The organism is Robertmurraya mangrovi, from assembly GCF_034427655.1.
Classification (GTDB): domain Bacteria; phylum Bacillota; class Bacilli; order Bacillales; family Cytobacillaceae; genus Robertmurraya_A; species Robertmurraya_A mangrovi.
In genome coordinates this window covers 75,539-89,697 of record NZ_JAXOFX010000007.1, presented here as the reverse complement: position 1 = coordinate 89,697, position 14,159 = coordinate 75,539, and the positions used below count along the sequence as shown (strand labels likewise).

The window sequence follows — 14,159 nt, the reverse complement described above, 5'->3', positions numbered from 1 at the left end:
ATTAAATACAAAAAAGAAGCCAAAGAGTGGCTTCCTGTGTTATGAAATATGATTATTAATTTCTTTATAATAAGGAAGTGAGTTAAGAAAGTTCCTTAAGTATGTTCGTTAATCGAATAAATTCATCTTTATTTCTCTCTTGTAAAGCACGGTCGATATCCTCTTGGATTCTCTCTTTTTGGAAGTCGCGGAGTGCCTTTTCTAGCACCATTTCTGCAAATAGAGAGTGCATGATGTTTACTTCTGATCGTTGTGGAGAATTTAGCAATTTCTTTTCCATCGGAAATCAACTCCTTGAGCTTTTTTTAATTATATAATAAATATTCAGATAATTCAAATATTATTTCGAAAAAGTTGAATTCTTTTGGAAAAGGCGGGTTTTTAGCAAAAGAAAAAAACCTGCCGATAAAATCGACAGGTTTTGAAAAAATTAACGAGAGTAGAACTCAACGATTAGAGCTTCGTTAATTTCAGCTGGAAGTTCTGAACGTTCTGGCATACGCGTGAAAGTACCTTCTAATTTATCAGCATCAAAAGTTAAGAAATCAGGTACGAAGTTGTTAACTTCAACTGCTTCTTTAACGATATCAAGGTTGCGTGATTTTTCACGAAGGCTTACTGTTTGACCAGGAGCTAAACGGTAAGATGGAATATCAACACGTGAACCGTCTACCATAATGTGACCATGGTTTACAAGCTGACGAGCTTGACGACGAGTACGAGCTAATCCTAAACGGTAAACAACGTTATCTAAACGAGACTCTAAAAGAATCATGAAGTTTTCACCGTGTTTACCAGCTAATTTACCAGCTCTATCGAATAGGTTACGGAATTGACGCTCAGTTACGCCATACATGTGACGAAGCTTTTGCTTCTCTTGTAATTGTAAACCGTATTCAGATAATTTTTTACGTTGGTTTGGACCATGTTGTCCAGGAGCGTAAGGACGCTTTTCTAATTCTTTACCAGTACCGCTTAGAGAAATTCCAAGACGGCGAGATAGTTTCCAGCTTGGACCAGTATAACGAGCCATGAATGACTCCTCCTCTTTGTTTTTATTTTGGTAAAATAAAAACAGTTGCGCCACGATTTAAAGACCATTTTGTTTTCATGTACCTTCGCCCTAGCAGCAGCGGGTTACACAGTACCCCTTCATAGAGTTCGTTGACTCTAGTGAGGAACAAAATGAGATCAATAAGGTGTTCACATAGGCTGCAATATTTTACACAAAGAACAGTATATCCTTTATCATATAGTTGTGTCAAGGGGATATATTTAATTCTCTTGATACTTCACTAATTAGAAAAATAAGTATGGAGGCTAATCTATGATGGCCTTCTCTCGAAAAGTATTGCCGATTCTATCTATATTACCTAGGTTATTAATGCTATAATAGATGTGCTTACTAAAATGAAATAATTTAGGACGAGTGAACTGCTTATGGAATCAAAAAAAGAAAAGCGTATTCGCTTTTTTTTAGTGCTATTTTTTATTAGTTTAACAGGTATCGGTTTTTTCTATAAATATAATGGTTTCAATTCTGCTAATCAGAAGAAAGAAACTTACAAGCCACAATCACTTGTCATTCATAAGAGCACAAATGAAAAAGATAATCCAATTGTGATTTTATATGAGTATAAACAAAATCAACATATACTAGCATTATACGAAATTGAAATGAATAATGCTTTCAAATTTAAAACATTAGAAGCGGTAACACTAAAACTAGCCCCTGAAAAGCTAGCTTATGATAAAGAGGGACAAGGCATATGGGCAAATCTTAATGGAGATTGGGTGTACTTTAATAGAAAGTTAGAGACAGTAGAAAGTTCTAACAAAGCGAGAATTTCATCCCAGAACATACCATTTACGGTTGATTTGGATGAAAATAAAAAGGTGATTCATCTTCCAGGTACACACCAGATTGAAATTGGGAAACAAGAAAGTGTTTTTGAGGTACAGTCTTTATCTGAAAACCATGAACTTTGGCTGGTGCTAACCGACATGGGTGTAAAAATTTCGACAATTGAAACGAAATAGTCATAATTTTAGCAGTAAATCCCATTTGAAAAATATATAATAGAAATATAATGAAAATTTTATAATCCAGTCGAAATAATCTATAAGGATTTTTTAGTGATGCTTGAAATTGAGGCTCTAAATGGGTAAAACTTTGGGGTAATAGGGTGATGATAGGGATGGAATTGTTGAATAAACAAACAATACTGAATTTAAAAAGCCGTTTTCTAGATTTAATTGATATAGAAGATGGTCTATTGAATTATGATTATTTAATAAATCAGATGTTATTGGCCATCCGAAATGTGATTGGGACCGAAGAGGTTGTCCTTTATAGCTGTAATGTTTGGAAGCAGGAATTGTACATGGAAGCTTCCACGAGTCATTTATTGGACAGTAGTTTAAATCAGCCATTTATCTCCTCCCTTGAGCTGGATGATTATTTTTCCAATCGATTGCATATTAGGGATAAAATTCCATTCCCTGATTTTAATAATTATGACCTTTTAATTGCCTTGAAAAGAGGAGAAGCTACTCTTGGTTACTTGGCATTCAGAGGAACGTGCGAACATTTCTACTCTGATGAATTTCTACTTGCTTTAAGCAAAGAGTGTACAACATTCCTTCATAAGGCACGAGTGTTTACTAACGTAGTTGTAGAAGAAAAACGCTATAAGCAATTATTTCGTGTAACAGAAAAATTCCATTCTTCAATGGATATGGATGCTGTACTAGGTGAAATTATTTTTACATTACAGGAAGTTTATCCAACATTTACGTATTACTTAATGTTGTCTCATGATAATAACAGTCATAGTGATTTACCTATTAAAGACTTAGAGTATGATAGTGAAAATATCGCTGCTATGCAGGCATATGTAACAGGTACTGCTCAATTTGAGGATTCGGTTTTAGAAAGAAAATCTATTCTATATGCACCGCTTAAAGGGAAACAAGGAGTTTACGGAGTGTTACAGGTAATTGCTCCAAACACACTTTCGTTTCCGAATAATGAAGTAGAATTTATTACGTTACTTGCCAATACAGCCGGATCAGCGTTAGAAAATGCCCAACTGTATCAGCAATCAAAGAGATTAGTGTCTGATTTACAGTTAATTAATGAGACTTCACACCGCCTTAACTCAAACCTACGTCTGACGGAAACAATGAACTACATGACAGAACAAATTATCCATTCATTTGATGCCGAAGAAGTTGGATTTATATTGGTTAGCCCTGATTTTGAGAAATCTAAGGTGTTAAAAGGGAGCACCTCATTTCTATATTCCGATGATGTAGTTCCATATATGAACTATATTAGAGAAAAGATTAAAACTGAAAAGGATTCCTTATTTATAGGTGATCTTACGATAAAGGAAATCTCTTGCGAAAATGTATATAAATCTGTAATGGCCGTACCTATGGTCCAAACAGGAATTATAAAAGGTTTCGCCGTAGTTATGCACCATCAACCATATCATTTTTCATTTGAAACTTTTAAGCTGTTGCAATCACTCATTCATCATTCAACTTTGGCATTTACTAACTCAATGCTTAGAGAAGAACTTGAAAAAATGGTTATCACGGATCATCTAACCAAACTATATTCACGTAATTACCTGGATGATAAAATTCATCAATCGATGGAGGAAGATCAGAGAGGAACCTTTATCTTAATTGATATTGATAACTTTAAATCCGTAAATGACACATATGGTCATCAAATAGGTGATGATGTTTTAGTACAGGTAGCAGATATTATAAATAGTAATATTAGAGATTCAGATATTGGCGCACGCTGGGGTGGAGAAGAGTTGGCTATCTACTTACCGAGGGTATCTGAGGAAACCGGAGTGGCAATTGCAGAACGTTTGGTAGAAAGAGTGGCAAATAGCTCTCGTCCTAAAGTGACGATATCTTGTGGAGTTTCCTATTGGAATAAGGAGATAAACGATACATTTACTGGCTTATTCAAAAGGGCGGACAAAGCACTTTATGTAGCAAAGGAAACAGGTAAAAATAAAGTGGTGGTCCAAGAAGATATTAGTGTATAGCTCATAAACATTTAAAATGGAAAAACTCAATCTTGATAAAACTTGATTGAGTTTTTTTATTAAAGGTAGGAGAAAAGTTTTTGTCTTAATTCCCTTATTTCTGGTACAAATTTCTTTCCATTTAAAAGGAATTATCATATCCTGTAAATAGAGAGTAATTTCAATATTCCAAAATGAAAGCGTTTACAGTGAAGGTCAGGAGGATCTATTATGGAAGAAAAAAGAAATTATCAATTCGAAACAGAAATGATTCATACAGGGTATGATTCCAAACAATTTCAAGGGAGTCTTAATCCTCCCCTTTTTCAAACATCAACTTTTACCTTTGAAAATGCAAAACAAGGAGAAAGAAGATTTGCAGGTGAAGAAGAGGGCTATATTTATTCAAGATTAGGAAATCCGACTGTCACCATGTTAGAGGAGCGAATGGCTGCCTTGGAAAAAGGAGAAGCTGCTCTTGCTTTTGGTTCAGGTATGGCTGCAGTATCTGCTATATTGTTAGCTCTAACTAAAACAGGAGACCATATTTTATGTTCTCAGGGTGTATATGGATGTACATTTGGATTACTTCAATTAATGAAGAAGAAATACAATATAAACCATGCCTTTTCAACAATGGAAACAGAAGAAGATCTTTTACAAGCCATTCAACCAGAGACAGCCTGTATATATGTGGAGACTCCTATTAACCCAACTATGAAACTAGTAGATTTAGAAATGATTAGCCGTGTCGCCAAATCAAAGGGAATTCCTGTTGTAGTTGATAACACTTTCTGCTCACCTTATCTGCAAAACCCTATTGCTTTAGGCTGTGACGTAGTTATTCATAGTGCTACTAAGTATATTGGGGGTCATGGTGATGTAATCGCGGGAATTGCTGTTGGTTCGAAGGAATTTATTAGTGAAGTAGCCATGACAACTCAAAAAGATATTGGAGGGATCATTTCTCCTTTTGACGCTTGGTTACTGTTAAGAGGTCTGAAAACACTGGCTGTTAGAATGGACCGTCATTGCGACAATGCTGAGAAATTAGCAACCTTCTTAGGAAATCATACAAAAGTTGAAAGTGTTATTTACCCTGGTGATGAAAAAAATAAAGATTATGAAATTATGAAAAAACAAATGCGAAAACCAGGTGGGTTAATCTCTTTTGCCATTAAAGGAACAAAAGAAGATGCTCAACGATTTATGGATCATTTGCAACTTATAAAAATCGCTGTAAGTCTTGGAGATGCGGAAACATTGATCCAGCACCCTGCGACGATGACGCACTCTGTTATTCCTAAAGAAGAAAGAGAAAAGATGGGGATTAGTGACACATTAATTAGATTATCGGTTGGATTGGAATCGTGGGAAGATATTCGCGATGATATAGAGCAAGCTTTAGATAAGCTATAATAAAAATGTAGGAAAAGCAGATAGGTACGTAACTATCTGCTTTAAAGTTTTTTATAAAAACTTAACCAACGCTTGAACAAATTCCTCCAATTTTACTTGGTCTAATTCATCAAAGCGGTTCTTTTCAGGTGAATCTATGTCTAATACTCCAATTAATTCTCCGTCTTTCATCATTGGTACTACAATTTCTGATTGGGAAGCTGCATCACAAGCAATATGTCCTGGGAAAAGATGAACGTCTTCCACTCTAACAGTTCTCAATTCTTTAGCACTTGTTCCACAAACTCCTTTTCCTAGTGGAATTCGTACGCACGCAGGTAGTCCTTGGAAAGGGCCTAATACTAGTTCTCCATCTTCCATTAAGTAGAAACCTACCCAATTAACTCGGTCGAAAAATTGGTTAAGTAAAGCTGATGCGTTACTTAAGTTTGCTACTTTGTTTTGTTCACCTTCTAATAGGGCGTTTAATTGTTTAACCAAAAAGTCATAATTTTCTTCACGTGTTTTACCATAGGATTCGACTTTAAACATCTATTTTCACCTATTTCTTCTAAATTTTATATTACATTCTATCAAAAAGAAAGGAAAAAGAGGAGACTTTGTCGAGATTTTTATAAAGGAGTTGTTAGAAATAAAAAGAATGTTATAAATAGAGAAAATTTCAAGGATAATTGTAAAGGTTAACTTATTAAAAGTCGATTTTTACGCTCATAAGAATATGTATTTACTTATGGCTAGAAGTATCAAATGATTCACATAAAGCATTGAATGTTGTTTTCATTTCAAAGTAGCTGGAGAAATTAAAAAGTCGAAAAGGAGGCAGGTCCATGAGGAAAAATTCGAAAGATGCCATTGTCGACTCTGCGATAGTGTTATTTAATATTAAGGGTTTCAATGGAACGTCCATAAGAGATATTGCCAACAAAGCAAATGTCAATGTAGCTAATATAGCCTACTATTTTCAAAATAAGCATGGTCTTCTCGAATACTGCTATACGACTTTTTTTGAATCTTATTTACATGAAATTGAAAGAGGGTTCAATAGCTTAAATAAAGGGCCAACTGAGTGCTTAAAAGAGATAACTAAAAACATTATCCATTTCCATTGCCAAAATATACATTTAACTCGGTTCATACTTCGAGAAATGTCGATTGATTCCCAGGTTGTAAGGGAAATAATGTCAACTTATTTTGTGAAAGAGAGATACTATTTTAAACGTGTATTTGAAGAAGGGATACAAACTAAAGAATATCGCCCATTATCAGTAAACTATATGATTATTCAGCTAAAAAGCTTACTAAGCATGCCTTTTTTAAACTCTTATTATGTAACAGAGGTTCTACATGTCTTTCCGCACGAACCTTATTTTGAAAGAAAATATTTAGAGGAAATATACAATTGGATTGACGGAGTAGTTTGTAACATGCATTTTCAGAATAGAGATGCACTATTAGTGTAAAAAAACGGCCTTTGGCCGTTTTTTTACTAGGTAAGAAATTATATGTTTTCTGAAGTTAGACTACTGTCTAGCTCCAGAAGAGTAGGCTACGAAAGCGGTACCTCGCACGAAGGAAAGTGGTTTTCTTTCCGAGGAGCGCCCAGCGACTAGTGGACTTCGCTCCTCTCCCTACGATAAGTCAACATCGAATCGCTTACGCTCTTCGTGTTTCCTTTATCTCAGTCGAGGCGCTCCAGTCCATACGTCGCTAAACGGGGCGCTTGCGCTTTTCTTATGTTCATATTTTAATCAGTTCATCAAACCCTTGCATTAGCTCTTTTACTTGGTGAGCGTCTGAACCGTATATAAGTGGGATTCCGAGCTCTATTGCTTTTAATGCAATCCACTCTGGAGGGTATGGCTCCTTACATAGAGGCTTGGCTGTTCCAGCTCCGTTGTAGTCTAGCTCGTAGCCCTTATTTTTAATTGTAGTCAAAATCTCTAAAATTTCTGCTTCATACTTATGAATCGTGGGAAATTTCTTGTGGAATTTTCTAATTAAAGTCATATGACCGATACGCTTTGGCTTGTATACACCAAGGTCTGAGCGAATGGACATTAATAATGTTCTGTAATAGTTTCCGTATATAGCTTCTACCGACCCATACTTATGAATCATTTCTTCAAACAGTTGGGGACTGTAATCTAAGCATTCGTATTGACCATTTCGTTTTAAAAAATGAACGGACAAAATCGAATCATCAAGCTTATTGCCAAACTGATTAAGAAAAGAAGTGATTTCTTTTTCAAATCCCTCTATATAATCAACTTCGAGTCCTACTAAGACACTAATATGTTTTTGATATATTTTCTTAACACGATTTACTTCTTCAAAATATAATCCGAGTTCATTAAGAGACATAGAGCTATCTCGAGTTGGGGTTGTGTCAATAAAGCCTTTTGGTAAAGGGGCATGTTCAGTAAAAGTGATTTGATCAAAGCCAAGTGTAATTGCTTTTTCAACATATTGATGCAGTTCATCTTTCGTACCATGTGGACAAAATGGAGTATGTATGTGACCGTTAATTAGCATCGTCTGACATCCTTTTCTACTGTGAGTAAAATCATTGTTACCATTTTATTAATATATCCCAGTTTTACTGCCAAAAAGTTTTTCAAACTAGGACAAATAGTGATAAAATTACTAAACTAATATATGGAAAATAATGAAATATAGCAATATATCAATTATATTGATAAAAATTACATTATTTAGAACAAAAAATTTGAAAATACTAGTCAAAAAATGTCGTTTACATGGTATCATAAAAACATTGAATTGAACATTTATATATTCGTTTTTTACATAGATGATTGCTTCGATCGTTTTAGAACAGGGGGCTAATAATGAAATACATAATAGGTGGCTTAGTTTTACTACTATGCCTATACATAATTGGTTACTTAATGAAGAAAAGGTACTATAAAGAAATTGACCGTTTAGAGGCTTGGAAAATTGAAATTATGGATCGTCCGATTTTAGACGAAATGTCTAAAGTCAAGCAACTAAACATGACAGGTCAAACAGAAGAGTTGTTCGAAAAATGGCGTAACGAATGGGATGAGATCGTAGACAAACAACTCCCTGATGTAGAAGAGTATTTATTTGATGCTGAGGAATACATTGATAAATATCGCTTCAAGAAAGCAAAAGAAGTACAAACAAAGATTGACAAACATTTAACTGATACGGAAAACAGTATTAAAAAACTTTTAGCAGAGATAAATGAGCTTGTAGGTAGTGAAGAAAAGAATAGAACAGAAATAGAAGAACTTAAAGAAATGTATCGTGAACATAGAAAAACATTATTGGCACACCGCCATACATTTGGTCATGCCGAGAATCGTTTAGAAGAGCAGTTAGAAGAAGTCTCTCAATTATTCTTACAATTCGAAGAACAAACGAAAAATGGTGATTATCTAAGTGCTCGCGAGGTCGTATTATTCATTCAATCAAAGCTTTCTGAAATTGCTTATAAAATGGAAGCAATCCCTAATTTACTTGTTGAATGCCAATCGACAATCCCCTCTCAAGTGGATGAGGTTAAAGAAGGATATCGTGAAATGCTTGGCCAAAACTATAGCCTAGAACATATCCATTTTGAAAAAGAAGTGGAACGTATCGAAGGAGAGTTAAGTACCTACTTAAGTTTGATTGAAAAAACAGAATTAGCGGAAGCAGAAAAAGGGATTGAACAGATAAGAGAGAGTATTGATTTATTGTATGATTTATTAGAAAAAGAGGTACTAGCTAAACATTTTGTTAGTGAAAATGAAATGAAAATCAAGGATGAGATTCATACTGCCATGGAGGCGAATAATGTACTCAAATTTGAAATCCAACATGTGAAGCAAAGCTACCACTTAACGGAAAAAGAACAAGAAAGCCAAAACCAACTAGAGAAAAAGATAACTCAACTCTTTAAACGTTTTGAGCTCTTAGAACATAAAGTTAGAAGCGAAAAAATGGCACAGACGATTTTAAGCGAAGAACTAAATGCTATTAAGAGTCAACTTGAAGCTATTCAAGAAGAGCAAAAAGGCTTCTCTGAAAAACTTCAAACGCTGAGAAAAGATGAATTAGCTGCTAGGGAAAAAGTGAAAGAGTTATCTAGAAAGATAGCAGAGTCTATCCGATTAGTAACAAAGAGTAATATACCTGGACTTTCTCAGGACTATAAGTACCTGCTTGAAGATGCCAAATCAAGTGTACAAGACGTTCAAACAAAGTTAGAAGAGAAACCTCTTGACGTACCATCCGTTCAAAAATATTTAGAGGTAGCAGTACTAACAGTGGAAAAAGTATATGAAACAACCAATGATTTGATTGAGACAGTAAGTTTGGCTGAAAAAGTAATCCAGTACGGTAATCGTTATAGAAGTCGATATTCTTCTGTGGAAGTAGCTTTAAAAGAGGCAGAACTAGCTTTTAGAAACTACCAATATAGTGAAGCGCTTGAACAGGCAGCGGCTTCTATAGAGGCGATAGAGCCTGGAGCTTTAAAGAAAATTGAATCGTTACTAGTTGATAGTGAAGAATTAGTCAAACAATAATACAAAGTAAAAAGGTTCGCATCCAATGCGAACCTTTTTCTTATAAAATTAATTAGTAGTTACTTTTTTCTTAGACTCTCCAACCAGGTTTGCAAGGATATAACCTAATATAGCACCAACGATCGCAGGGACAATCCATCCAATTCCTTGTGAGAATAAAGGGAGAAAGCTCAAGAACTCGACCAAGGAATTAACATTTAGTCCAGCTATTTTTAAGCCATCTACTAAGCTCAGAAGCCCTGTCGGAACTAATGCACCGATATAGACGAAGGAATATCCGTTAAACTTGTTGTGGAAAAATGATAAGGAAATTAATACAATCGCTAATGGATAAATAATAATTAGGATTGGTAATGAAAAAGCAATTAATTGGGTTAATCCAAAGTTTGCTATAACCATACTAAAAACCGATAAGACAATAACAAATGTTTTATAGGAAACATTCTTAAATAGCTTAGAAAAATATTGTGCACATGAAGAAACCAATCCTACCGAAGTCGTTATACAAGCAAAAGTGATTGCAAGACCTAGAATGATGGCTCCAGATGAACCAAATAGAAAACTAGAAGCACCAGCTAGAATAGCCCCGCCATTTTCCTTTACGCCAATAGCACTTGGAGCAGTTGATCCAATATAAGCTAAAGATAGGTAAACTAATGCTAATCCTGTTGCAGCAATCATTCCTGCATATACGCATGCTTTTGTCATGATTGCCTTACTTGTGACTCCTCTATCTTTTAACGCGTTAATAACTACAATTCCAAATACTAATGCTGCAATGGTATCAAGAGTGAGGTATCCCTCAATAAAGCCCTTAAAAAACGGGCCATCTACATAAGGTCCTTTTGCCTCGCTAGGCGTGCCCATCGGTGTAACTAAACTTTTCACTACAAGTATAGTTAAGATAATTAGTAGTGCCGGTGTTAATACTTTACCAATACGGTCAACTAGCTTAGTAGGATTCATAGACAACCAAGCGGTTAAGCCGAAAAATACAATCGTATATATAAATAAAGGAAGATTTGAACTGGAAACGCTTTCAGGAAGGAACGGAGAAACACTAATTTCAAAAGAAACCGTTCCTGTTCTTGGGATTCCGAATAGAGGTCCAATTGCTAAATACATAATAACTGTAAAAATTACTCCATAAATAGGATGAACTCTACTTGCTAAAGTTTGCAAATCCCCAGATTTAGCAATTGCAATAACTCCTAGTAACGGTAAACCTACACCTGTAACGAGAAACCCTAAAATAGCAATCCACACATTGGTTCCAGCTTCTTGACCAAGAAAAGGAGGAAAAATCATATTCCCTGCTCCTAAAAATAAGGCAAAGAGCATTAAGCCAATCGTAAAAATCTCCTTGTTAGATAAATGACCTTTTTCCATATACATCCCCCAGATGAATCTAAATGTTTAGAACATTTAACATATTAACATAGGAAATGAAAAAATTGTCGAAAATATAAAAAGTCTAAATATTTAATATTTTAAAATAGTTTTATAATGAACTTTTTTATCATTTCTTAAAATGGTTAAAGTACACTTATTTTAAGATGGTGGTTGTAGGTGTTTAAAGGTTACTTATGTTAAAATATTTAGTTGGCAATGCCTTGACTAATATATAAGATTTGCACCTGAAAAAGGTGTTCTTACTATTATAAATTTTCTTGGAGGCGTAATCAGTGATCTATTTTGATAACAGTGCTACAACAAAACCATATAAAGAAGTGATTGATTCTTTTGTCAAAGTATCTACTGATTACTTTGGTAATCCTTCATCCTTGCACGGAATTGGTGGGCAGGCTGAGAAGCTGTTAAGTCAAGCTAGGCATCAAGTGGCACAGCTTCTGAAGGTCAGAGCAGGTGAGGTCTACTTTACTTCTGGTGGTACGGAGAGCAATAATCTAGCCATTAAAGGTACGGCATTAATGTATAGAAATCGAGGTCGACATATTATCACAACTTCAGTTGAGCATGCCTCTGTAAAAGAAACGATGAATCAATTGAGTGACCTTGGTTTTAGAATCACATATTTACCTGTAGATCAGTCTGGTAGAATTAGTCTATTGGACCTTGAAAATGCGATCTGTCATGACACGATATTAGTTTCCATTATTCATGTAAATAATGAAATTGGAACGATTCAACCGATTGAAGAGATTGGAAAATTATTAAAAGAATATCCCAAAATTCTTTTTCATGTGGATCATGTACAAGGAATCGGTAAAGTTCCATTAGATTTTTTTCAATGTAGATTAGATTTTTGCTCTATATCAGGTCATAAATTTCATGGTGTAAAAGGAACAGGGGTTCTTTATATTAGAGAAGGTGTTACCATTTCTCCTTTATTCAGTGGTGGGAATCAAGAATGGAAACAGAGAAGTGGAACGGAAAATGTGGCCGGTATGGTGGCATTAGCGAAGGCATTAAGAATGACTATGGAGCAAAGTGAAAATAAATTAAGCGACATGGCCACGATAAAGAACTTTTTAATAAAGGAATTAAATAGCATAGAGCAAATTGTCTTGAACACACCTGAGGAGCATTCAGCTCCTCATATCATCAATTTTTCTATTAGGGGTGTAAGAGGAGAAGTTTTTGTCCATGCCTTAGAGGAGTTTGGAGTATATGTTTCGACAACAAGTGCTTGCTCTTCAAAGAAACAAGCTGTAAGCCACACTTTATTGGCTATGAATGTTCCAAAAGATTTAGCTGAGGGATCGATTAGGATCAGCTTATCCTTCGAAAATACGTTAGAAGAAGCAACTAAAGTTGTAAATGCTTTAAAAATGGCAGTCCAAAAATTAAGTGAGGTACTAAAATAATGAATTATGATCGCATTCTAATCCGTTATGGTGAAATATCAACAAAAGGTAGAAACAGAAGCAAATTTGTTGAAAAGTTAAGAAGAAGCATAAGACGCTCATTAGTCGATTTTCCAAATGCCTTTGTTGAGGCAACTAGAGATCGAATGTACGTTGTTTTAAACGGTGAAAACGGAGAAAGTATTATTGAAAGGCTGAAAGGGATTTTTGGCATTCAATCTTTTAGCCCCGCGGTAAAAACAAGCAAAGATTTAGATGAAATGAAAGAAGCAGCCTTAGCATTGTTTACTAAAGTACACAATGAAGGAGAGACTTTTAAAATTACGGCAAGAAGATCGGATAAATCTTTCCCTTTAGATACGAATGAGTTAAACCATGCATTTGGATCTCATTTATTGAAGAATATACCCAATTTAAAAGTAAATGTGAAAAACCCAGACATAAACTTACAAGTGGAAGTTAGAGAAGAAGCAACCTACTTATCGTGTGAGAACATTTCAGGTACAGGGGGCTTGCCAGTTGGTTCTAGCGGTAAGGCTATGTTAATGCTTTCTGGTGGAATCGACAGCCCAGTTGCCGGTTATTTATCAATGAAGCGTGGTTTAGAGGTGGAGGCGGTTCATTTTTTCAGTCCTCCATTCACAAGTGAACGTTCAAAAGAAAAAGTAGTAGAGCTTGCCAAAAAACTAGCTCATTATAATGGGGGATATTTTACCCTACATGTTGTTCCTTTTACTAAGATTCAACAATTAATTCAAAAACAGGTACCTGAAAATTATACGATGACAACCACTAGAAGGTTTATGTTGAAAATTACCGATGCTCTTCGTCAAAAACATGAGGGTCTAGCGATAATAACAGGGGAGAGTTTAGGTCAAGTAGCCAGTCAAACATTAGAGAGTATGTTTGCGATTAATGCTGTTACTAGTACACCTGTGCTTCGTCCATGCATCACAATGGATAAAACAGAAATTATTGATATTTCAAAACAAATTGATACTCACGATATCTCTATTTTACCTTACGAAGACTGCTGTACGGTTTTCGTTCCAGCTGCTCCAAAAACGAAACCAAAGAAGGAAAAAGTGGAGTTTTACGAGAGCTTTGTTGATTTTGATGAATTAGTAGAAGAAGCCGTTCGAAACACAGAAACGATACAAATACGTCCAGATAAAAAAGAACAAGATGAATTTGCGGATTTGTTTTAGACAAATACCCTATTTAAAATTTGTGAACAATTACCAATAGCAAATCTGAATGAAGGCATGTGATATGACACAATATATACTCACAAGGAGGTGATATCA

At 35.0% G+C, this 14,159-nt stretch carries 12 protein-coding genes; 7 read left to right on the top strand and 5 right to left on the bottom strand.

Features of this window, described 5'->3' with window-relative positions; all coding sequences use genetic code 11:
- Positions 1–82 precede the first annotated feature (82 nt).
- A complete protein-coding gene (locus SM124_RS12315; RefSeq protein WP_322446838.1) occupies positions 83–280 on the bottom strand; it encodes an IDEAL domain-containing protein in 198 nt (65 codons plus the stop codon).
- A 150-nt stretch (positions 281–430) separates the two neighbouring features.
- A complete protein-coding gene (gene rpsD / locus SM124_RS12310) occupies positions 431–1,033 on the bottom strand; it encodes a 30S ribosomal protein S4 (protein WP_322446837.1) in 603 nt (200 codons plus the stop codon).
- 407 nt (positions 1,034–1,440) lie between these two features.
- Here rpsD and SM124_RS12305 point away from each other — a divergent pair, with 407 nt between their 5' ends.
- The 3 genes from SM124_RS12305 to megL all read left to right on the top strand — a co-directional run bounded on the left by SM124_RS12305 (position 1,441) and on the right by megL (position 5,471).
- Entirely contained in the window at positions 1,441–2,040 is a 600-nt protein-coding gene (locus SM124_RS12305) for a hypothetical protein (RefSeq protein WP_322446836.1), read from the top strand.
- A gap of 158 nt (positions 2,041–2,198) precedes the next feature.
- Positions 2,199–4,073, top strand: coding sequence for a sensor domain-containing diguanylate cyclase (locus SM124_RS12300; RefSeq protein ID WP_322446835.1), 1,875 nt, complete (start codon positions 2,199–2,201; stop codon positions 4,071–4,073).
- Between the two features lie 210 nt (positions 4,074–4,283).
- A complete protein-coding gene (gene megL, locus SM124_RS12295; RefSeq protein ID WP_322446834.1) occupies positions 4,284–5,471 on the top strand; it encodes a methionine gamma-lyase in 1,188 nt (395 codons plus the stop codon).
- A gap of 51 nt (positions 5,472–5,522) precedes the next feature.
- On the opposite strand, the gene msrC is transcribed toward megL, so the two are convergent.
- Positions 5,523–6,002 (bottom strand): free L-methionine (R)-S-oxide reductase MsrC, encoded by a 480-nt coding sequence (msrC, locus tag SM124_RS12290; RefSeq protein WP_322446833.1) that lies wholly within the window; start codon positions 6,000–6,002, stop codon positions 5,523–5,525.
- A gap of 296 nt (positions 6,003–6,298) precedes the next feature.
- On the opposite strand from msrC, the gene refZ reads away from it, so the two are divergent.
- Positions 6,299–6,931, top strand: a complete 633-nt coding sequence (gene refZ / locus SM124_RS12285; protein WP_322446832.1) for a forespore capture DNA-binding protein RefZ — start codon at positions 6,299–6,301, stop codon at positions 6,929–6,931.
- A 277-nt stretch (positions 6,932–7,208) separates the two neighbouring features.
- Here refZ and hisJ read toward each other — a convergent pair whose 3' ends face one another.
- Positions 7,209–8,003, bottom strand: a complete 795-nt coding sequence (hisJ, locus tag SM124_RS12280) for a histidinol-phosphatase HisJ (RefSeq protein ID WP_322446831.1) — start codon at positions 8,001–8,003, stop codon at positions 7,209–7,211.
- Positions 8,004–8,317: 314 nt separating this feature from the next.
- Here hisJ and ezrA point away from each other — a divergent pair, with 314 nt between their 5' ends.
- Positions 8,318–10,024 (top strand): septation ring formation regulator EzrA, encoded by a 1,707-nt coding sequence (gene ezrA / locus SM124_RS12275; RefSeq protein WP_322446830.1) that lies wholly within the window; start codon positions 8,318–8,320, stop codon positions 10,022–10,024.
- Positions 10,025–10,072: 48 nt separating this feature from the next.
- Here the strand turns inward: ezrA and brnQ are convergent, their stop codons facing one another.
- On the bottom strand, positions 10,073–11,413 hold the full coding sequence (brnQ, locus tag SM124_RS12270) for a branched-chain amino acid transport system II carrier protein (protein ID WP_322446829.1): 1,341 nt from the start codon (positions 11,411–11,413) through the stop codon (positions 10,073–10,075).
- Between the two features lie 296 nt (positions 11,414–11,709).
- Here brnQ and SM124_RS12265 point away from each other — a divergent pair, with 296 nt between their 5' ends.
- Together SM124_RS12265 and thiI are read left to right on the top strand one after the other, a co-directional pair.
- On the top strand, positions 11,710–12,852 hold the full coding sequence (locus tag SM124_RS12265; protein WP_322446828.1) for a cysteine desulfurase family protein: 1,143 nt from the start codon (positions 11,710–11,712) through the stop codon (positions 12,850–12,852).
- Complete coding sequence (gene thiI / locus SM124_RS12260; protein ID WP_322446827.1) at positions 12,852–14,060, top strand: tRNA uracil 4-sulfurtransferase ThiI; 1,209 nt, start codon at positions 12,852–12,854, stop codon at positions 14,058–14,060. Before SM124_RS12265 ends, thiI begins: the two co-directional genes overlap by 1 nt.
- The last annotated feature ends 99 nt before the right edge of the window (positions 14,061–14,159 follow it).